Raw genomic sequence first — 20,210 nt, forward strand, 5'->3', positions numbered from 1 at the left:
TTATCGAAATTTTCCGCCTTGTTCTCGAGCATTTTCCCTGCGCTATTTCTGAACAGCTACCCACTGTGATTGGTATAATCGCTGAAGTTTGAATGTTAGAAACAAAAACGCCGCATCAATGATGCGGCGTTTTTTTATAGGGTATTTTCAGCTCAGTCGAAGCAAATTTCGATATAGGCGCGGCCAAATTCGGAATCGAACGGCATGATGATGATCTGACCTTCACTCTTATGGGTGATGGTATGTTCACGGCCAGACACCACAATCGGGGTCGCCATATCAAAATCGAAGCCTTTTTCCGCCAGCAGACGTTTGGCTCCACCGGTCACCATGTTGGTGATTTCACCCACCATATCAGTGACATCCGCATCAATAGAAGTGGGTCTTTCGCCCAGCATGCGGCTCATGATTTCCAGCGCCAGTTCTTCTTCAAAGGTGACAGAGAAAGAGCCTTTGGTCTTTGGACCGACCATGCCAATAAGACCGGATACATCGCCCTTGGCGACTTCAGATTTCTTTAGCTGAGGCTTTTTAGGCGTAATTTCCAGCTGCGCCATGGTGGTCAGCACGTTCACCAACGAAGACAAAAAAGGGTTTACAAATTCAGCGCGCATAATAGTTCTTTACCGTCCTACTGCATTTTTTGTGTCGCCACCTGGCAGGCGTGACAGGTTCCATGTGTTTCAACTACGTGATGACTCACTGCAAAGTTAACCTGATTGGCTTTTTGCTGAAGAGCTGTCGACAGTGTGTCAGTGTGACACTCTTCGACTGTGCCACAAGAGTTACAAATCAATAGCTGTGAACAATGTTGCTCATGTCCGGGCAAGCAGCAAGCAATAAAGCTATTTGTTGACTCCACTTTGTGCACAAAGCCCTGAGAAAGCAAAAAATCGAGCGCGCGGTAAACCGTCGGTGGTTTGGCTTGCGGCTCTGTTTCCCGCAATACGTCCAGCAAATCATAGGCGCTGATCGCCCTTTTGCTCTGGACGATAATCTCATATACCCGCTCGCGCTGTGCTGTCAGACGGACACCGCGCTGGTCACAAAGCGATTGAGCTCGGGCAATTAATTGTGAAAGATTGGCCATAAGACCTCAAAAATCAGGCTGAGGAAAACATTCTATCACAGCCAACAAATCACGCACCCGCCAAGCCGTGACCGTCGTTCGCCTTTAGATAATTGTAGATGATACTTCACCGCGGAAAGGGTCCGACGCCCAGGGTTTGAGCGTGTTTTTCACTGTTTTGTTTTAATCGAGAGAATGTTCCCGGCAAATCAGCTCTCCTCCTGCTGCATCCAGCGTTTCCTTAGTCAACTCGCAGAAGAACTTGTCATCGGCAACGGGTTGATGGAATTTGCAGGTTTTACAAAGCCCAAAGCTGGCACTATTGGTGGCTTTTTGCATGCTACGTAGCAGGGCCTCGAGTTGCGCCTTCAGTGCGTGTTGACCTTCGCCCAACTGCTCCAATCCATTTTTCAGAACAGTGGGAGGAATCGCGCTTTTCGCGACCTCTTCGCCTTTTTCCGTTAACACCAGATGGGTGACACGGCGATCAACCGGATCTTTCTTTTTGGTTAAGAAACCTTTTGAAGCCAGAAGGGTGATGGACTGAGAGGTTGTGCCTTTGGTAATCCCCAAAAACTCAGTAACAGCAGCTGGCGTGTCGCTGAATTTGTTGCAGCGGGAGAGGTAATACAACACTTCCAGATGCACAGGGTGCAAGCCATGCTCCACGCCAACCAAGCGCACTTCATTGCGATAGAGGGTCGTGATGCGTTCGAGAATGTCACTCAAAGGGTCAATGTGTCTCATTCGTTTTCTCTGCAAAAAGGTTTTTTGTCGAAACTATGTTGACAAGTTTAGCAGGATCCTTATTCTGAATAAAGTTTCGATACGAAACTAAAATTCAGAGTACAAGGAGTTCATGATGAAAAAGACATCTCTTGCTTTAGCCCTTTTGGGGGCTATCAGCTCGGTACAAGCACATACCAGCGCCCATGAGGGGCATGTCGTCAGCGCTAAGAACGGTTCGATTTCCCCGACATTCGATATTGTTCACGCCAAAGTGGTGAAAAATGGCGGCTCACTGACGTTCCAAACAGAAGTAGTCGCTGACATAGGTGAGGAAAAGCCGACAGCAGTTGGCAAGCTCGCAGGTTCATCGGTTTATAGCTACGTTTGGCCAACCTCGCTCAACTCGGCAGACATTGGCTTTGATGAAGGCAAAGGCATTGTGGCGCTCGCGGTTACTGCGCACCCAGATTTTGACGATACCCCGCGTTACGACGAAAACAAAGATGGCAACAAAGCCAACGACGGTAACGAATGGCACTCGCACTGGGTGGTGTTGACCGAAGATAAAGCCTGTCCAGCAGGGCTGAAAGTCCGCGACATTCCGGAAGGTGCCACACCCAAAGTGCCTGTGACCTGGCCGGAACTCCCAATCTATATCGACAGTCCGGGCTATGAACCACGCTTTACCAGCACAGAATTAACGGTGGAAGTGCCAGTCAAAGACATTGGTTTTAAAGACGATTTCAACTTCGATGCTGTCACGTCAGTGCTTAAAGTGAATGCGAGTGTGCACAACCCGCTGCTTTGCGTGACCGCCGTTGATGATATTGCCTCTGGCGATCTGTCGCTGCCCGGTTTCACCAAATAAGAAGGAGTGTGCGAATGGCGATTCATGTTTATGACACCTACGCGACCTCATCTTCCGGGAAAATCCTGCATTTTGATGTGTTGCTTCGGGAGAAAAGCGACGAGTTAGCGGTGAAATATGCCAAAGCTTGGCTGGCTGAGATTGGCGAAGCGGATGCCACTGTAAAATCTGGCAACTGTGCGTTTTGCCACACCACCGCTGACTTGCCTGAGTTTGATAGTGAGATAAACGAAAAAGGATATGCGATATATAAGCTGGAAGGATGCCCTGTGTGACGACGGGTAAATCTTCAGGAAATGAAGGGCATAGCCGCGGGCTATGCCCTTTGTGTTTCCGGTGTCAGAATGGATGTGAAAGCACTGCACCTTCACGACTTGGGCAAACGCCCGAGTTAGGGTAGAATCCGCACACTTTTTTATCAGGTACTGTATAAGACGGTACCTTTGCGTGACCAAGTGCAATGAGGTTTATCCATGCTGAACGAAACAACTGACATCCAAAACTCATCATCAGGCGTTGTGTCTGAGGATGTGTCCTACCCGTCAGCGCGCTTCAGTGTGGCTCCGATGCTCGATTGGACTGACCGTCATTGCCGCTACTTCCACCGTATTCTGTCTAAGAACGCTTTGCTTTACACCGAGATGGTCACCACGGGTGCGATCATTCACGGTAAAGGTGACTTTCTGGCGTTTAACGAAGAAGAGCATCCTGTCGCGCTGCAATTGGGTGGTTCAAACCCTGCTGATCTGGCGACTTGTGCCAAACTGGCGGTTGAACGCGGCTACGATGAAATTAACCTTAACGTGGGTTGCCCGTCTGATCGCGTTCAAAATGGTCGTTTCGGTGCTTGTCTGATGGGCGAAGCGGAACTGGTAGCGCAGTGTGTATCGGCAATGAAAGAAGTGGTCGATATTCCGGTGACCGTAAAAACCCGTATCGGTATCGACGATCAGGACAGCTATGAGTTTCTGGTCGATTTCGTGCGCACCGTGAGCGAGAAAGGCAGCTGCGATAACTTCACCATTCACGCCCGTAAAGCGTGGCTTTCTGGCCTGAGCCCGAAAGAGAACCGTGAAATTCCGCCACTGGATTACCCACGTGTTTACCAACTGAAGAAAGACTTCCCGCACCTGACCATGGCGATCAATGGTGGTATTAAATCGCTGGAAGAAGCGGAAGAGCATCTGAAGTATCTGGATGGCGTCATGATTGGCCGTGAGGCTTACCAAAGTCCTTACATGCTGGCAGAAGTGGATAACCGCCTTTTTGGTAGCGATGCGCCAATCATCAAGCGCAGCGACGCTGTGAAAGCCATGTTCCCTTATATTGAAGCGGAACTAAGTAAGGGCACTTATCTGAATCACATCAGCCGTCACATGCTGGGCCTGTTCCAAAACATGCCGGGTGCACGTCAATGGCGTCGATATATCAGTGAAAACGCGCACAAACCGGGTTCAGGCGTTGAAGTGCTGGAAGCCGCACTGGCGAAAATCCCTGCGCATCTGGATGTGTAAATTAGTCTGGTTAAATTTGACACAATAGTCGGTAAAATTTACCAAGAATAAACGAAGCGCCGCAGTCAAACTGCGGCGCTTTTTCTTTATCTATCTGTTTTAAAAGGGATTGATAAAGTTGGCCTACTTCGTGCAATACCTAATACAGTCACTGACCTTAGGAGGGTATGATGATCGAGTTTCTGTTTATTGTTGGTTTTACGATTGCACTGTTAGCAACGGGTATCAGCTTTCTGGGCATTGTCGCTGCCATGGCGGTGGGATTTATCGTGATGGCACTGGCAGGCATGATTGGCTTGGTATTCAAAATGCTGCCATGGATTTTGCTGGCTGCGGTGATTGTCTGGTTGCTCAAAGGCCGCGATAAAACAGCCACCCAAGCGCGTGATTACTGCTATAAACGCTCACGTCGCTACCACCGAGCGCGCCGTTATTAAGCGGCGCTTACATTGAATTGGGCTGCGATTGAGGCAAAAGGTTTCGCATAAAAATCCGGCAGATTATGCGGAATCTTTGTCTTGGTTTTGCTATAGTGCTCGCAAACCATAAACTCAAAAAATGTAAGGCGGAGCCCTTTCAATGAAAAAACTAAACCTTTCTCTGGCTGCACTGGCAGTGGCTGGTGCATTCGCAATGCCTGCACAGGCTGCAGTGCTTTTAGGGGCTAAAGTTGGTGCAGATGCATGGTATGCAGATGCGAAAGTCAACGACGTTCGCGCTGACGATGCAAGCGTTCAGCCTTCTTACTACGCCGCTTTTGAACACTTCATTCCACTGGTGCCAAACGCGAAAATCCGTTACACCGGCGTGGAGTCTGCAAAGTTTGACGTGGACTTCACCCAGTACGACCTGATTGCGTACTACGAAATTCTGGATAACGACCTGATCTCTTTTGATATCGGTCTGAACCTACAGAAATTCGACGGTCGCTTCACTGGTCGTAGCTTCGATGAGTGGCAGCCAGCGGTTTACTCAGATGTGCGTCTGGGCATTCCAGCAACCCCAGTTTCTCTGTTTGGTACCTTCAGCTTTGGTAGCTACGACGACACCAGCACTGTTGATGCAGAAGCGGGGGTGTTGTTCACTCTGGGTCTGGTTGCCGCAGACCTGAACTTCAAAGCGGGTTACCGTGTTCAGGACTACGACTTCAACTACTTCGGTGCGAACGACGGTAAGTTCTACAACGACGGTTTCTTCGGTGGCGTAGAGTTCAACTTCTAAGCACTGAAAGCGTTGAAAAAACCGCGCAAAGGCGCGGTTTTTTTGTGTCTGTAGTCTCGTGAAAGTTGCTGGTTCGCTTATGGTTTTCCGCCAGGTTTGCCCTGTTCTTTCACGGGTTGGAAACCCACGACGGCGAGAATCACAAACGCCAGTGTACAGCCGGAGACCACAAGCAGGGCGGTGACATTCAATTGCTGATACAGCGCAAACCGGATGAGCTCCACGCCAAAAGTGAACGGATTAAAGCGACAGATTTCATACAGCCAGAGACTTGCTTCCTGCATTTTCCAAAGCGGATACAGCGCCGAAGAAAGGAAAAACATCGGGAAGATGACAAAGTTCATCACCCCGGCAAAATTCTCCAGTTGTTTGATGCGCGAAGCGATAACAATGCCCAGTGCACTGAGCATCAGAGCGACGAGGAAAAGGGCGGGGATCACCAGCACATAACCCATGGGCTCCAGCGGTCTATCGTACAATGCAGCGATCACAAGAAAGGCACCGACCTGAAGCACACTCACCAAAGCACTGGCTATTTGTTTGGAAAGCAGTAAAAAAGGGCGCGGCAGTGGGCTGGTCAATAGCACCTTGATGCTTCCCATTTCCCGGTCATAGACAATCGACAGTGAGCTTTGCATGCCATTGAACAGCAAAATCATGGCGCAAAGACCGGGCAGGATATATTCCTCGTAATTGATGTAGGTGGCGTAGGGTTCCATGATGGCAATGCCAAGCGCTGCCCTGAAACCTGCTGCAAACACCACGAGCCACAGAAGTGGCCTGACGAGGCTGGCTGCAAACCTTGCCCTTTGGGAGAAAAAACGCAGCCATTCGCGATAGCAAATCCCGACAAACGCATACCAATAGCTCATCGGCCGTCCCCCTCGTTATCTGCGGTCAGGGTGGCGAAGACTTTCGCAAGTGTCGGATGCTGGTGAAAGGCTCTAAGTTCACTGGCCTTGTTGTGTGCTCGTAAGGTGCCGCGATGCAGGATCAACACATCATCATGGTCGTCGACTTCTTCAATCAAATGGGTCGCCCAAAGAACACATAATGGCTGCTGCTCGCAAAGGCTTCTTACTGCCTCAGAAAGGGATGCCCGCGCTTTCGGATCAAGCCCGCTGGTGGGTTCATCCAACAACAGAATAGAGGGTGAATGCATTAATGAACGGACAAGTTCTGTGCGACGCCGATGCCCGCCATTTAAGGTGCGGACTTTATCGTTCAGACGATCGGTAAGGGAAAAATGCGCCAACAGAGGCGCAGCTTTTTCGAGACTCTGTTTTTTGCTGTAGCCATGCAGGGCGCCGTAATAACTGAGGTTTTGCCCTACGGTCAAATCAAGGTCCAGAGTGCTTTGCTGGAACACCATGCCGAGCTTCGCCATGGTCTGGCGGGATGGCGTTTCTCCCAGTAAAGCGATTTCGCCCTGTTGGATAGGCGTTAAACGGGTGAGCAAGGAAAACAGGGTGCTTTTCCCCGCACCATTCGGGCCAAGAAGCATGTGGAGGCCGCGCCCCAGCACAAGGGAGAGATCGCTCAGGGCGCAGCGCGAACCATAGTGGTGAGACAAACCGGAAACTTCAATCATGTCAGGTGTCTCACCTCTCCTTATTCCGCTTGACCAACAGCCACTCCCCAAGGATAGCGACCGACTTTTACGGTTTTCACCACTTTGCGGTTCGGAACGTCAATGATCGACACATCGCCGCTCACGCCATTGGTCGCCAGCAATTTATCCTGTTCGCCATTGAAGGCCATTTGCCATACACGGCGACCCACCAAAAGATAATCTTCCACTTCCAAGGTATCAGTATTAACCACGGCAACATGGTTTGCTGGTCCCAATGCGACAAATGCGGTTTTGCCATCTGCTGTGATTTTCACACCGACCGGCTGCACTTTGTCTTTGTGGACGCCTTTGGGCGCAAAGCCGATTTTCTTGATGATTTCTTTGGTGTCGGTGTCGATCACCGCTACCGTGCCACCAATTTCAGCGCTTACCCAAAGCTGCTCACCGTCTGGGGTAAATTCGGCGTAACGCGGGCGGGCATCAACCAAAGTGTTATGCACCATCTGGTTAGACTCGGTATCAATCCAGTGCGCCATGTTGGAGGTTTCAGAGGTGATGATGGCGATTTTTCCGTCCGGACTCACCGCCACGCCTTCTGGCTCAACACCCACTTCCACTTGCGCAACCACGCTGCTGGTTGGAATGTCGACCACGGTCATCAGTGCATCATCTTCGTTGGCAATGTAAAGGCGTTTGCCATCCGGGTGTAGGGCAAACAGCTCAGGATCGTCGCCAGAAGGGAGATCGCCAATAATGGCGTTGGTGGCAAGATCGAGAATTTGTACGGTGTCGGACTCACTGGCACAGATAAACAGTTTGGTGCCGTCTTTACTGAGTTCCACACCGCGGGGGCGATCTCCCACCTCAATGGTGTCAATCACTTCCATCGTGTCCATGTCTATCACACTGACGGTGTCATCCTTTTCGTTTGCCACGTAAGCCACCTCCTTTGCCAAAGCGGGAGTGGCTAACAGCACCGAGAAGGCCATGGCGAGAATCGATTTCGAATAATTCATGGTGATGTCCTTATTGTTAGCTGTCGTTCGATGAAACAGAGTTAAAACTGTCGGCACTGGCTTTGCGCTTCATCGATACCGAGCGAATCAAGCTCATTTCTGGGATGAAGGAACCCCTCAAATGGGGCGCTGGCCACCAGCGCTTGCGAGTCAAACAAAGGCACAGTTTGACGGAGTTGACCGTTCCATGGCCGGTAGGTCAGCTTGCGGCCTTTGTAAGCCGCAAGCTGGAATTTGTTGCTCATGATGAAAGGCAAAACGGTTTTCACATCGCCTTTGTTGAGTACTGTCACCGCTTCATTGATGGAACGAACTGCCACCCAAGCGGCGTAGTCTTTGGCTGTCATGGGGCGGTCGAATTGCTTGGTAAAGCGGTTCTGAAGCTGAATGGCACCCCATTGCTCGATGACGTAATGCCAGCCGTCCGCTCGCAGACCATGTGTGCCGATCACCGGGCGCGGAAGCCAAGTGTTGTAAGGCAGGTGTTGACCAAACAGATTGCTTTCATCAATCACCCAGACCAAGTCGTAATCACGGGCTTGCGTAAAGAGGGGAAGTTCTGCCGATGCAGTGCGGCGAAGGTCGGTATCAAAATTCCAGACCTTTTCTTCAATGACCTTTTGGTTGAATTTCTTCAGGGTCTGCTTGGTCGCCGTCAGGAAGGCGTTGTCTTCGGCAGTGGTGCCTGACACTAAAAAGACATCGTTCAGGCGCCTTGCTCGCATCCACTGTCCCAGTGCATCAGCACGCATGGTGTAACTGAGCGAGGTATGCAGCATATTAGGCAGGCAAACATCGCGTCTTAATGCATCGTCTTGGTTACCGATATTAAACAGCAGCGCATCGTCTGGCAGTATTTTACGGAGCGCTTGCAGAGAAGGTGTGTCGAGATCAGTAAGGAAGTATCGCACCCCTTCGTCATACCAAGTCTTCGCGGTGGTATTGAGCGCAGTGGTATCGCCATTGGTTTCCGCGCGAAATGCGTACTTTTGCCCCAGAAATTTCCCGGTGCCATTGGCATCGCCCACAGAGAGTTCTGCCCCCGCTTCCCCGTTATTTTCCGGCTCTGCAAGGTATGCAGGAACAGCGGTCGTGGTTTCTATCGGCTGCCTTAACATGCCGATTTCCACATTGACGGCGGCGTGCGACGAGACGGAATAAAACACCAGCGCTGCCCACAATAAGGCGGCGTAATTGATTGTTTTTTTGTGGTTTGACGCTTTTTCCATAGCGAATGCTGCTCCGTAAGTGCCTACGGTTTTACTGTATGCAGCGGTGGCATATTTGCCAAAAGCAAGGACGAGATTTTCTGAAAATTCATCCCAAAGAATGAGGAATATCCCCGCTTTTGTACCATGTCACCAAACTCTCGCCGCTCCTACACTTTTTCCATCGCTGACCAATTAAGGAGTCGAGAGACATGGAAAAGGTTGAACGTAATATTTGTATTCTGACTGCCGTGGCACTGGTTTCTGTGCTGAGTACCCAACTGGCATTTGCCCACGGTGATGTCACCCCACAATCCATTGATACCTCAACCATCCCAACCCTTGGAGAGGATTGGTCTGAGACCAATCCTTACCGTGAACTCGATGGTGATGTGAGGGTGGAAATCGAGCGTCTTGGCGCATCGGCCTACAACCAGAACTGCGCACGATGCCATGGTCTTGAAGGTATCTCTGGCGGTATCGCGCCGGATTTACGCATGCTTGCACCGGACTATGACGGTGACGAGTGGTATGTCTACCGGGTGCAAAATGGGGCGGTTCGTAACGGCGCGGTTTACATGCCGAAAATGACCGAACACCTTAACCAGGAAGCACTGTGGGCGATCCGCACCTGGCTGGAATCTGTGGCGCCGGATAACGGTTAACAGGAGGGCGACGGGATGAAGTTGGTCACTGTCATTCGGACACTTTGCTTGCTGCTGTGCATGGCGTTGACTGCGCCATCCCACGCGCTTTCCTATGACGATATTCAAGCCCGTGGCGTGATTGCGATTGCGGTCTACAACGATTTCCCGCCGTACTCGTTCAAGGATGAGAATGGAAATCCGGCGGGCATTGATGTGGAGCTTGCTAAAGCACTCGCTAAGGGGCTGGATGTCGAACTCGATCTTCGCTGGATGACGCCAGACGAAACGGTCGAAGATGACATGCGCAATTACCTTTGGAAGGGGATGAATCTCACCAGCGAAGACGGCCAGCGGGTGAAAGCCGACGTCATGTTGCGAGTGCCGTATGACCGCGAATTCGCCATGAAGCGTGACGATATCGGTCATCCCGCGCATGAACTGGTACATATGTTCGCGCCATATCAGCAAGAGCGTTGGTTGATGGCTTACGATGCGGCCAAGCTCGACAGACCACAAACTGCCGCCCGTTTTATGTATCACCCGGTGGGCGTTGAAGTGGATACGGTGCCTCAGTTCTTCGTGACCACTGCCTATGGGGGGCGTTTCCGCGAAAAAAGTCGCACTTATCCCTCTACACCTGACGCGTTTCAAGCGCTCAACGATGGCGACGTTTCTATCGTCATGGGCACCGCTTCGCAGCTGGAATGGCTGCATCACAACAACAAAAAGCCGCAAGCCAACGAGCAACTCACCGAACTTGCGTTCCCACTTCTGGGGCGCAGCGAATGGGAACTCGGCATTGCTGTGCATTCGAACTACCGTCAATTGGCCTACGCACTGGAAGACATAGTGATGACCCATATCAACAACGGCGACTTTGTCCGCTGGGGTGAACGATTCGGGGTGGATTACCAACTCCCTGAACGTTTCCGTCCTAAGCCCGATGTCGCCGATGAAGGGGCTATCGCACAAACACCGTAATTCCAAACAGCCTGTTATCTCTCGCGAACCGAACTCTCCCTCATGGCGATGCGGGGGCAGGACAGGCACGACTAAAACGACAGAGCTTGCTTACCCAAGCATTCAGCCAACAATGAGGTATCCCTATGACAATTAAGTCATTTAAACGTTGCGGACTCTATGCCGCACTCTCGCTCGCGATGACGGCTTCGCCCGTTTACGCGGGTGTCACGGACAAAGACATCCTCGCCGATCAGGAGACCACAGAGGACGTGGTGACTTATGGTCTTGGGCTTCGTGGTCAGCGCTACAGCCCGATGGACACCATCAACCGTGAGACCGTCAAAGAAATCCGTCCTGTGTGGGCCTTCTCACTTGGCGGGGAAAAACAGCGTGGTCAGGAAAGCCAGCCCATGGTGAAAGACGGCGTTATGTACATCACGGGCTCTTATTCCCGCGTGTTCGCGATTGATGCGAAAACCGGTGAAGAGTTATGGCAATACGATGCGCGCCTGCCGGATGGCATCATGCCCTGTTGTGACGTGATTAACCGTGGTGTCGCGCTTTACGACGATTTGGTTATCTTCGGTACGCTGGACGCCAAGCTTGTGGCGCTGGATGCGAAAACCGGTAAAACCCGCTGGAAAAAAACCGTTGATAATTACCAGGATGGCTACTCCATCACTGCTGCACCCATTGTGGTGAAAGGCAAAGTGATCACCGGTGTATCAGGCGGTGAGTTTGGTATCGTGGGTAAGGTTAGAGCTTATGACGCAAAAACCGGTAAGTTGGTCTGGGAACGTCCAACGGTCGAGGGCCACATGGGCTACGTCTGGAAAGACGGTAAGAAAACTGAAAACGGGATCTCGGGCGGTGCGCCAGGGAAAACCTGGCCAGCAGACCTCTGGAAAAGCGGCGGCGCAGCACCTTGGCTAGGCGGTACTTATGATGCCGACACTGACCTTTTATTCTTCGGCACCGGTAACCCTGCGCCTTGGAACTCACACATGCGTCCGGGCGACAACCTATTCTCTTCTTCACGTCTCGCGATCGACCCGGATGATGGCAAAATTGTCTGGCACTTCCAGACCACGCCGCATGATGGCTGGGACTTCGATGGTGTTAATGAACTGATTGCGTTCGACTACACCGAAAACGGTAAGAAAGTGAAAGCAGCGGCGACGGCCGACCGTAACGGCTTCTTCTATGTGCTTAACCGCACCAACGGTGATTTCATCCGTGGCTTCCCATTTGTGAATGAAATCAGCTGGGCGACGGGGCTCGATGACAAAGGCCGTCCGCTTTATGTCAAAGACAACCGTCCGGGCAACCCATCTGGCGAGAAGCAGGGTAAAACAGTGGAAGCGGTGCCTTCCTTCCTCGGCGGTAAAAACTGGATGCCAATGGCATACAGCCCGGATACCGGCCTGTTCTACGTGCCGGCCAATGAGTGGAAAATGGACATCTGGAATGAGCCTGTCGCCTACAAAAAAGGTGCGGCTTACCTCGGTGCGGGCTTTACCATTCGAACCATCAACGATGATTACATCGGCGCACTGCGCGCCTACGATCCAAAAACCGGTGAGCGTGTCTGGGAATACAAAAACTACGCACCACTGTGGGGCGGTGTCATGACCACAGGCGGTGGTCTGGTATTCACGGGTAACCCGGAAGGCTACTTGATGGCGTTCGATGACAAGACCGGCGAGCTGCTTTACAAGTTCAACACAGGCTCTGGCATCGTAGGTAGCCCTGTGACCTGGGAAATGGACGGTGAGCAGTATGTGTCCGTACTTTCCGGTTGGGGTGGTGCGGTACCGCTGTGGGGCGGTGATGTGGCCAAACGTGTCAAAGACTTCAACCAAGGTGGTATGGTCTGGACCTTTAAGCTGCCGAAAAGTTGATGCTTTCAAACTAAAGTAATAACCAACAAGGCCGGATGATGTCCGGCCTTGCTGCGTTTTGGTGCATAACAATCCGGCGGGGTATTGAATTTGTGACGGCCTCCTTTCCGGAAATCCTCAGATACTGAAGTGAAAGCAACATTATCCTCCTCTCTGTCTCCCTCCAAAGTATGAGATTTTGCCAACCAAGGGGCGATGGAGAGATTTGGTGGTCATTCCATACTGTTACTACAACAACGCCTGACTCCGTATCTTCGGTTCGTCAGGGAAGACACAGGGAATTTCGCCAAAACAGGGGTGGATAATGATTTACGCAAAACCAAATACCGACGGAGCCGTCGTAAACTTTAAGGCGCGTTATGCAAACTACATCGGTGGTGATTGGATTCCGCCAGTCAAGGGACAGTACTTCACGGACACCTCGCCTTGTACAGGTGATCCCATCGCTGAAATCCCGCGCTCAACGTCAGAAGACATCGAGCTCGCGCTGGACGCCGCCCACTCGGCAAAAGCCTCTTGGGGTGCTACCTCGGTCACTGAGCGTGCCAACATCCTGCTTAAAATCGCCGACCGCATCGAAGCCAACCTCGAATATCTGGCCGTGGCAGAGACTTGGGAAAACGGCAAAGCAGTGCGCGAAACCCTTGCCGCTGACATTCCGCTTTGTGTCGACCATTTCCGCTACTTCGCCGGCGCGATTAGGGCGCAAGAGGGCTCTGCGGCTGAAATTGACTCCAATACCGTGGCCTACCATATCCATGAGCCACTTGGTGTAGTCGGTCAAATCATTCCATGGAACTTCCCACTGCTGATGGCGGCATGGAAACTGGCGCCGGCACTGGCTGCAGGTAACTGTATTGTTCTGAAACCTGCTGAGCAAACGCCAACCACCATTCTTCTATTGATGGAAATCATCGGCGATCTGCTGCCACCGGGCGTACTGAATGTCGTCAACGGTATGGGTCCAGAAGCCGGTCAGGCACTAGCTACCTCAGACCGCATTGCGAAAATTGCCTTCACCGGTTCAACCGCGATTGGTAACCATGTACTTCGCTGCGCCGCTGACAACCTGATCCCATCCACGGTTGAGCTGGGCGGTAAGTCGCCAAACATCTACTTCGAAGACGTGATGCAGCAGGAAGACGAGTTCATCAGCAAAGCCGTAGAAGGTTGTGTGCTGGCGTTCTTCAACCAAGGCGAAGTGTGTACTTGTCCTTCACGCCTTCTGGTTCAGGAAAGCATCTACGAAGAGTTTATTGCCAAAGTGATTGAGCGAGCGAAAGCCATCAAACACGGTAACCCGCTGGATACTGAAACTCAGGTGGGTGCGCAGGCTTCTAATGAGCAGTTCGAGAAAATCAAAGGTTACTTCGACATTGGCCGTGCGGAAGGTGCTGAAGTGTTGATTGGTGGTGACGCGGCTGACTTCGGTGGTGGTTACTACATCCAACCAACCATCCTGAAAGGCGAAAACCACATGCGTGTGTTCCAGGAAGAGATCTTCGGTCCGGTTGTGAGCGTGGTGACCTTCAAAGATGAAGCGGAAGCGCTGGCCATTGCCAACGACACAGAATACGGCTTAGGTGCCGGTCTGTGGACCCGCGACATCAACCGTGCTTATCGCGTTGGTCGCGCGATTGAAGCAGGTCGTGTCTGGACTAACTGTTACCACCTTTACCCAGCGCATGCTGCATTCGGTGGCTACAAGAAATCCGGTATCGGCCGTGAAACCCATAAGATGATGCTCGACCATTACCAGCAAACCAAGAACCTGCTGGTGAGCTACGACATCAACCCATTGGGTTTCTTCTAAGTCTTTGTTCTAAGTCCGTTTGTTCGATATCCGCTTGTCCGAAGGCAGTCAATCCTCCCGGTACTGCCTGAGGCGAGAGCTTTTTGCGGGGCATATGCCCCGTTTTTTTCTCTCCAAGCACACGAAGAATGAAGGTGTATCATGCGTTGGCGTAGTGCCCTGATACTGTGGCTGCTTCTCATGTTATTGCCCTTCCTCTCGATGGCTTCCCCTTGGCTGGAAGTGAGCGAGGAAGCAGCGTCATTGTTTCCCAGCGCAACCCGGATGAAAGCTTCGGAAGACGCGCTGCCTGTTACTGAGATCTACCAACTCGACCAACCCATCGGCTATGTGTTTGAAACCGATAACCTCACCAACTTTCCCGGTTTCTCTGGCGATACGATTAACCTGCGTGTAGGGCTTGATACCGAAGGGCGAATTGTGGGGCTGCTATTGCTCGGTCACCACGAACCGATTTTCCTGCACGGCCTTGGCGAAAAGCCGCTGATTGACTTCATCAGCCAATATCAGGGGTTGTCGTTGAAACAACAGGTGCTGGTGGGCAGCGACCAACAACGTATCGCGAGTGATGATATCGCCTACTTTGATGGTGTTACCAAGGCGACCGTGTCAGTGATGGTAGTGCATGACACCATCATCGCAGCGGCAAGGAAAGTGGCGCAGTCGCGGCTTTCCGGGTTCGGCTCAGCGACTCAGGCGATCTTGAATACGGAAAGCTATCGCCCGAAAACCCTAGAAGAACTGCGAAGCGAAGGCCTGCTGTTCCAATGGCAAATGAGGAGTGAAGAAGCTGAGGTTGCCCTTAACTCCTCACCGGGCAGAATTGCCGAGGCGAGAGAAGATAACGCAGACGAAGATGCGCCATTTTTGGATTTTACCTTTGCAGTTCTGAACCCCCCGCTGATAGGAAAAAATCTGCTGGGGGAGGAGGAATACGCCCGCGTTATGGCAACACTGGAGCCGGGTGAAGTGGCAGTGCTGGTGGGCTCTCGCGGTGGCTATCATCATGTGGCGGAAGACTTTGTGGCGGGCACCATTCCCCAGCGCCTGACTTTGAAGCAGGAAGCCAGCCCGCTCGCCCTTCGGGATGCGGATTTGTACCATGCACAACCTCCTGAGTTTTCCGTTGCGCTGACACCATTCGAACGCATCCATATTTTTACCTTTTCAGACCAAAGTGGCTTCGATCCTTCGCTTCCGATCACCGTTGGAATCAATGTTCAGGTGAAAAAGAATTTTCTGGAATCGGAAACAATCGCCGTTTCCATCGATTATTCACTCCCCAAATCGGTGCAAACTCCGGTTGAGCCTCCGGAGAAGCCTTTGCCGCTGTGGCAACGTATCTGGCTGGATAGAACGATAGAAATCAGCGTGTTAGCGGTATATTTGGTGTTGCTGACGGGGGCATTTGTCTTCCAGCACAGGCTGGCTAGATTCGGCCAATATTTGACGCCAATAAGATTGGTATCTCTCTGTTTTATCGTCCTTTTTATTGGTTTTTATACCCAGGGGCAATTGTCGGTGGTGAACATCTACACCTTGCTGTTATCGCTCTGGCAAGGGTTTGATATCCAAGTCTTTTTACTCGACCCCATGCTGTTTATTCTCTGGAGTTACGTGTTTATCAGCCTTTTTCTGTGGGGAAGGGGACTTTTCTGTGGCTGGCTATGCCCGTTTGGCGCCATGCAGGAGCTGGTCGCAGCGGCGGCTGAGAAGCTTCGTATCCGGCAATGGAAGGTCGATGACGTGCTTCATAGCCGATTGATTTACCTGAAATATGGTGTGCTTTTGGTGCTGGTGGGAACGTCCTTTTACAGCCTCTCTTTAGCTGAAACCATGGCCGAAATTGAGCCCTTTAAAACGGCTGTCACCCTGATGTTTGAGCGCAGCGCCCCCTTTGTCATTTATGCGGTTTTACTGCTGCTGATCAGCGCCAAAATCCACAAGGCTTACTGTCGGTATTTGTGTCCTCTTGGAGCGGGTTTAGCAGTGCTTGGAAGGCTCAGGGTCTTCAGTTGGCTGACCCGAAGAAAAGAGTGTGGAAGCCCCTGTCGGCTTTGTGAAAAACACTGTGGGATCAACGCTATCCATAAAGATGGCGTGATAGATTACAACGAGTGTGTACAGTGTTTTGCCTGCCTGGCAATCATCAATGACAACACCCGTTGCGTGGCGGATAAATACGGCAAACGCAGACGTAAAACGAGGACGTCGGGCGAGGCGATTCCGGTTGCCATCTGTGACCCTTTGGAGGGCACTCAACAAGGCCCATCAGAGATATGAAATCAGTGTCTTAGATGAGAGAAATCATCACAAAGTAGGATTGGTAGATCCGGCGCTTGTGCTTAGGCTAAATCAGGAGGCAAGTTGTGCCTCGAAGTATCGGTACAAGGAGCGACAGTATGTGGAAGAAACCAAGCTACACAGAACTCAGACTCGGTTTTGAAGTAACCCTTTACATCAGTAACCGCTAAGTAGCTGACAAACGGGATGCACCTTCGCTGATTCACAGAGGGGCATCCCGTTTTTAATTCCCTGCTGTTTGTCGACAGGATAGCAATCGACGAGGTGAATGGATGCAAATTGTTGTATTAGGTTCAGCCGCCGGAGGCGGATTTCCCCAGTGGAATTGTCATTGTCGTATGTGCCAGTCGGTGCGAAACGGTACCAGTCGCGCTGAGCCACGCACCCAATCTTCTATTGCTGTGAGCGATGATGGTGAACATTGGGTGGTGATTAATGCTTCCCCCGATATCCGTCAACAAATCAATGCATCGCCGCAACTCGCGAAAGCAGATGGAGCTAGAGGCTCTGCCATTAGCGCTGTGGTGGTCACAGATGCACAGATTGACCACACGACCGGATTGCTCATTCTTCGCGAAGGATTACCACTCGAGCTTTACTGCACCCCTGAAGTCGCAGAAGAGCTCAGTACCAGCTATCCGATTTTGTCGATGATGAAGCATTGGGAAGGGGGGTACCAAACCTGTACCGTCGATATCCATTCGCAGGAAGGCTGGCAAATTCCTTCTGTGCCGAATCTCGAATTCCATCCGATTTCCCTGTCATCCAATGCGCCGCCTTTTTCGCCTTACCGCAACCGCCCGCGCCCCGGAGACAACATTGGCCTCAAGATTGTCGATACCCGCACTGGTGCCACTCTCTTTTACGCACCCGGTCTGGGCGCGCCGGAAGATGCTGTGCTGGCAGCCATGCGCGATGCCGATTGCGTGATGATGGACGGTACGCTCTGGACGGACGATGAAATGATCCGCGAAGGGCTTGGCACCTCTCTGGGTTCGGAAATGGGCCATCTTTCAGTCTCTGGCGACGACGGCATGTTGGCGCTGATGGAAGACTTTACTAAGCCGCGCAAGGTGCTTATCCATATCAATAATACCAACCCCATTCTGGATCCTGATTCGCCGCAGCATCAGGCGGTGCTGGACGCCGGAGTGGAAATTGCCTTCGACGGCATGACGATTGAGATTTGATTCAGGGAGGCGCCATGGCACAGCCAATGACACGTGATGAATTCCAACAGGCACTGCTCGCCAAAGGGCAGTACTACCACATTCACCATCCCTTCCATCAAGCCATGTATGCGGGCAAGTGCACCAAAGCGCAAATCCGCGCCTGGGTAGCAAACCGCTTTTATTACCAGACCTCTATTCCGGTGAAGGACGCCGCCATTATGGCGAACTGCCGTGACCCGGAAATTCGTCGTGAATGGGTGCAGCGCATCCTCGATCACGACGGTCATAAGAGTCTGGATTGCAAATGGGGTGGAATCGAAGCCTGGTTGCGTTTGGCCGAATCCGTTGGTCTGGATAGACAAGAAGTACTCGATGAAAAATGGGTGTTGCCGGGCGTGCGTTTTGCGGTGGATGCATATGTTAATTTTGCCCGCCGGGCCACCTGGCAGGAGGCAGCCTGCTCATCACTGACCGAGCTGTTCGCACCGGAAATTCACCAGTCCCGTCTTGATTCTTGGCCGAATCACTATGCCTGGATTGACCCGGAAGGACTGACCTATTTCCGTCAGCGTCTCAGTCAGGCCCGTCGTGATGTGGAGCATGGCTTGTCCATCACACTCGATCATTTCCAGACGGCTGAGCAACAGGTGCAGGCGCTGAATATTCTGCAATTTAAACTCGATATCCTTTGGTCGCTGCTCGATGCCATCAGCATGGCATACGAATTTGAGCGTCCACCTTATGTCGGCATTACCGACAAACCTGTCTGGCACCACGCGCTCGACAGATAACAATTAAAACAAAGAGATAACACAGGGAGGCGACATGAACAGCGATACCGTCTATCAGCGCAACAGCATGTTCCGTATGCAGTTTGAAAAAGCGCAGGACTGCCACGTACTGCTCTACCCAGAAGGAATGGTGAAATTGAGCGAAAGCGCCGCTGAGATTCTGATGCAGTTTGACGCACCAAGCTCTGTAGAGGCAGTAATCTCACGTCTGGAAGAAAAGTTTCCTGGAGTGGATTTGGCTAATGATGTGAACGAGTTCGTGGAGGTCGCCCGTGACAAGAAATGGCTCGAAGCCTGTTAATCCGCCGCTCTGGCTGTTGGCGGAGCTGACCTATCGCTGCCCGCTACATTGCGCCTATTGCGCCAACCCGCTGAATCTCGGCGATCCGGACGACGAGTTGTCTACCGATGACTGGTTCCGCGTGCTGGAAGAAGGTCGGGAGTTGGGTGCGGTTCAGCTTGGCTTTTCCGGTGGCGAACCTTTGATGCGCAAAGATTTGGAACAATTGGTCGCCCACGCCAAAGGGCTGGGCTACTACACCAACCTGATCACCTCTGCGGTCGGACTCAATGAGAAGCGGATTCTGGCACTGAAAGAAGCAGGGCTTGATCATATCCAAATCAGTTTTCAGTCGGCCGACCCGGATTTAAGCGATGCGATAGCCGGAAAGCGTCACGCTTTCGAGCACAAAAAAAACATGTTCAAAGCCGTCAAAGACAACGGTTTTCCTATGGTAATGAACGTGGTGATCACCCGCCAGAACATTGAGTCAATTGAAGCGATTATGGCGCTTGCGATTGAGCTGGAAGCGGACTTCGTTGAGCTGGCCACCTCGCAATATTATGGCTGGGCGCTGCATAACCGCGATGCGCTGCTGCCATCCCAATCCCAAATTGAAGAAGCTGAAGCTAAGGTGAACGCGCTTCGCGACAGTCAAAACGGCGTTGGGCCCAAATTCATCTTCGTCACGCCGGATTATCATGAATCCCGCCCCAAACCTTGCATGAGCGGCTGGGGGAACATTTTCCTCAACATTGCACCGGATGGGAAAGCCCTGCCTTGCCATAGCGCGGCGATGTTGGATTTGCCTCATCCAAACGTGAAGGAACACTCACTTTCCTACATTTGGAATGAATCAGAGAGCTTTAATCACTTCCGCGGATTTGACTGGATGCGGGAACCTTGCCGAAGCTGTAATGAGAAGGAAAAAGACTTTGGTGGTTGTCGTTGTCAGGCCATGTTGTTGACCGGAGACCCGGCTAATGCCGATCCTGTTTGCAGTAAATCTCCGCATCATCATGTGATTGAGGAGGCGGTGGCGAAAGCCAATCAGGGTTGTCACAGCGCCGCCTTGGCGAGAACCGTGAAGAACAGCCAGATGATTCTGTCCGTCAAACCCTGATGTTTGATGAATAAAGTG

22 protein-coding genes are annotated in these 20,210 nt (G+C 51.8%); 15 read left to right on the forward strand and 7 right to left on the reverse strand.

Features of this window, described 5'->3' with window-relative positions:
* Nucleotides 1-152 precede the first annotated feature (152 nt).
* The 3 genes from RN22_RS15550 to RN22_RS15560 all read right to left on the reverse strand — a co-directional run bounded on the left by RN22_RS15550 (nt 153) and on the right by RN22_RS15560 (nt 1,816).
* On the reverse strand, nt 153-614 hold the full coding sequence (locus RN22_RS15550; protein WP_002539436.1) for a chemotaxis protein CheX: 462 nt from the start codon (nt 612-614) through the stop codon (nt 153-155).
* A gap of 17 nt (nt 615-631) precedes the next feature.
* Nucleotides 632-1,090 carry a zinc uptake transcriptional repressor Zur gene (gene zur, locus RN22_RS15555; protein ID WP_046305631.1) on the reverse strand — a complete coding sequence of 153 codons (459 nt, stop codon included), beginning with the start codon at nt 1,088-1,090 and terminating at the stop codon, nt 632-634.
* 162 nt (nt 1,091-1,252) lie between these two features.
* On the reverse strand, nt 1,253-1,816 hold the full coding sequence (locus tag RN22_RS15560; RefSeq protein WP_046305632.1) for a MarR family winged helix-turn-helix transcriptional regulator: 564 nt from the start codon (nt 1,814-1,816) through the stop codon (nt 1,253-1,255).
* A gap of 115 nt (nt 1,817-1,931) precedes the next feature.
* Here RN22_RS15560 and RN22_RS15565 point away from each other — a divergent pair, with 115 nt between their 5' ends.
* The 5 genes from RN22_RS15565 (at nt 1,932) to RN22_RS15585 (ending at nt 5,401) form a co-directional block, all read left to right on the forward strand.
* The gene (locus RN22_RS15565; protein ID WP_046305633.1) at nt 1,932-2,666 is read left to right on the forward strand and encodes a hypothetical protein; all 735 of its coding nucleotides are present in this window, start codon (nt 1,932-1,934) and stop codon (nt 2,664-2,666) included.
* Nucleotides 2,667-2,680: 14 nt separating this feature from the next.
* Nucleotides 2,681-2,941, forward strand: a complete 261-nt coding sequence (locus tag RN22_RS15570; protein WP_046305634.1) for a DUF2024 family protein — start codon at nt 2,681-2,683, stop codon at nt 2,939-2,941.
* Between the two features lie 198 nt (nt 2,942-3,139).
* Nucleotides 3,140-4,180, forward strand: a complete 1,041-nt coding sequence (gene dusA / locus RN22_RS15575; protein ID WP_046305635.1) for a tRNA dihydrouridine(20/20a) synthase DusA — start codon at nt 3,140-3,142, stop codon at nt 4,178-4,180.
* A 170-nt stretch (nt 4,181-4,350) separates the two neighbouring features.
* Nucleotides 4,351-4,617, forward strand: a complete 267-nt coding sequence (pspG, locus tag RN22_RS15580) for an envelope stress response protein PspG (RefSeq protein ID WP_002539445.1) — start codon at nt 4,351-4,353, stop codon at nt 4,615-4,617.
* A gap of 142 nt (nt 4,618-4,759) precedes the next feature.
* Nucleotides 4,760-5,401 (forward strand): TIGR04219 family outer membrane beta-barrel protein, encoded by a 642-nt coding sequence (locus RN22_RS15585; RefSeq protein ID WP_002539446.1) that lies wholly within the window; start codon nt 4,760-4,762, stop codon nt 5,399-5,401.
* Between the two features lie 77 nt (nt 5,402-5,478).
* Here the strand turns inward: RN22_RS15585 and RN22_RS15590 are convergent, their stop codons facing one another.
* The 4 genes from RN22_RS15590 to RN22_RS15605 are packed head-to-tail and all read right to left on the reverse strand — an operon-like array spanning nt 5,479 to nt 9,219.
* The gene (locus RN22_RS15590) at nt 5,479-6,273 is read right to left on the reverse strand and encodes an ABC transporter permease (RefSeq protein ID WP_046305636.1); all 795 of its coding nucleotides are present in this window, start codon (nt 6,271-6,273) and stop codon (nt 5,479-5,481) included.
* Complete coding sequence (locus RN22_RS15595; protein WP_046305637.1) at nt 6,270-6,992, reverse strand: ATP-binding cassette domain-containing protein; 723 nt, start codon at nt 6,990-6,992, stop codon at nt 6,270-6,272. The genes RN22_RS15590 and RN22_RS15595 overlap by 4 nt, the downstream gene beginning before the upstream one ends.
* A 20-nt stretch (nt 6,993-7,012) precedes the next feature.
* Nucleotides 7,013-7,990 carry a YVTN family beta-propeller repeat protein gene (locus RN22_RS15600; protein WP_046305638.1) on the reverse strand — a complete coding sequence of 326 codons (978 nt, stop codon included), beginning with the start codon at nt 7,988-7,990 and terminating at the stop codon, nt 7,013-7,015.
* A 41-nt stretch (nt 7,991-8,031) separates the two neighbouring features.
* A complete protein-coding gene (locus tag RN22_RS15605) occupies nt 8,032-9,219 on the reverse strand; it encodes an ABC transporter substrate-binding protein (protein WP_046305639.1) in 1,188 nt (395 codons plus the stop codon).
* A 191-nt stretch (nt 9,220-9,410) separates the two neighbouring features.
* Between RN22_RS15605 and pedF the strand changes: the two genes are divergently transcribed.
* The 10 genes from pedF (at nt 9,411) to pqqE (ending at nt 20,192) form a co-directional block, all read left to right on the forward strand.
* On the forward strand, nt 9,411-9,863 hold the full coding sequence (pedF, locus tag RN22_RS15610) for a cytochrome c-550 PedF (protein WP_046305640.1): 453 nt from the start codon (nt 9,411-9,413) through the stop codon (nt 9,861-9,863).
* 15 nt (nt 9,864-9,878) lie between these two features.
* A complete protein-coding gene (locus RN22_RS15615) occupies nt 9,879-10,826 on the forward strand; it encodes an ABC transporter substrate-binding protein (RefSeq protein ID WP_046305641.1) in 948 nt (315 codons plus the stop codon).
* A 125-nt stretch (nt 10,827-10,951) separates the two neighbouring features.
* Complete coding sequence (locus RN22_RS15620) at nt 10,952-12,709, forward strand: PQQ-dependent methanol/ethanol family dehydrogenase (RefSeq protein WP_046305642.1); 1,758 nt, start codon at nt 10,952-10,954, stop codon at nt 12,707-12,709.
* A gap of 304 nt (nt 12,710-13,013) precedes the next feature.
* Nucleotides 13,014-14,522, forward strand: a complete 1,509-nt coding sequence (locus RN22_RS15625) for an aldehyde dehydrogenase family protein (RefSeq protein WP_002539459.1) — start codon at nt 13,014-13,016, stop codon at nt 14,520-14,522.
* Nucleotides 14,523-14,663: 141 nt separating this feature from the next.
* Nucleotides 14,664-16,805: a NosR/NirI family protein gene (locus tag RN22_RS15630; protein WP_197076306.1), complete on the forward strand. Its 2,142-nt coding sequence runs from the start codon at nt 14,664-14,666 to the stop codon at nt 16,803-16,805.
* A 119-nt stretch (nt 16,806-16,924) separates the two neighbouring features.
* On the forward strand, nt 16,925-16,996 hold the full coding sequence (pqqA, locus tag RN22_RS24730) for a pyrroloquinoline quinone precursor peptide PqqA (protein WP_081796241.1): 72 nt from the start codon (nt 16,925-16,927) through the stop codon (nt 16,994-16,996).
* A 102-nt stretch (nt 16,997-17,098) separates the two neighbouring features.
* A complete protein-coding gene (gene pqqB, locus RN22_RS15635; RefSeq protein ID WP_046305643.1) occupies nt 17,099-18,016 on the forward strand; it encodes a pyrroloquinoline quinone biosynthesis protein PqqB in 918 nt (305 codons plus the stop codon).
* A gap of 14 nt (nt 18,017-18,030) precedes the next feature.
* On the forward strand, nt 18,031-18,789 hold the full coding sequence (gene pqqC / locus RN22_RS15640) for a pyrroloquinoline-quinone synthase PqqC (protein WP_046305644.1): 759 nt from the start codon (nt 18,031-18,033) through the stop codon (nt 18,787-18,789).
* 34 nt (nt 18,790-18,823) lie between these two features.
* Complete coding sequence (gene pqqD / locus RN22_RS15645; protein ID WP_046305645.1) at nt 18,824-19,090, forward strand: pyrroloquinoline quinone biosynthesis peptide chaperone PqqD; 267 nt, start codon at nt 18,824-18,826, stop codon at nt 19,088-19,090.
* Nucleotides 19,062-20,192 (forward strand): pyrroloquinoline quinone biosynthesis protein PqqE, encoded by a 1,131-nt coding sequence (pqqE, locus tag RN22_RS15650; protein ID WP_046305646.1) that lies wholly within the window; start codon nt 19,062-19,064, stop codon nt 20,190-20,192. The genes pqqD and pqqE overlap by 29 nt, the downstream gene beginning before the upstream one ends.
* The last annotated feature ends 18 nt before the right edge of the window (nt 20,193-20,210 follow it).

The organism is Grimontia sp. AD028 (assembly GCF_000973155.1).
Classification (GTDB): Bacteria; Pseudomonadota; Gammaproteobacteria; order Enterobacterales; family Vibrionaceae; genus Enterovibrio; species Enterovibrio indicus.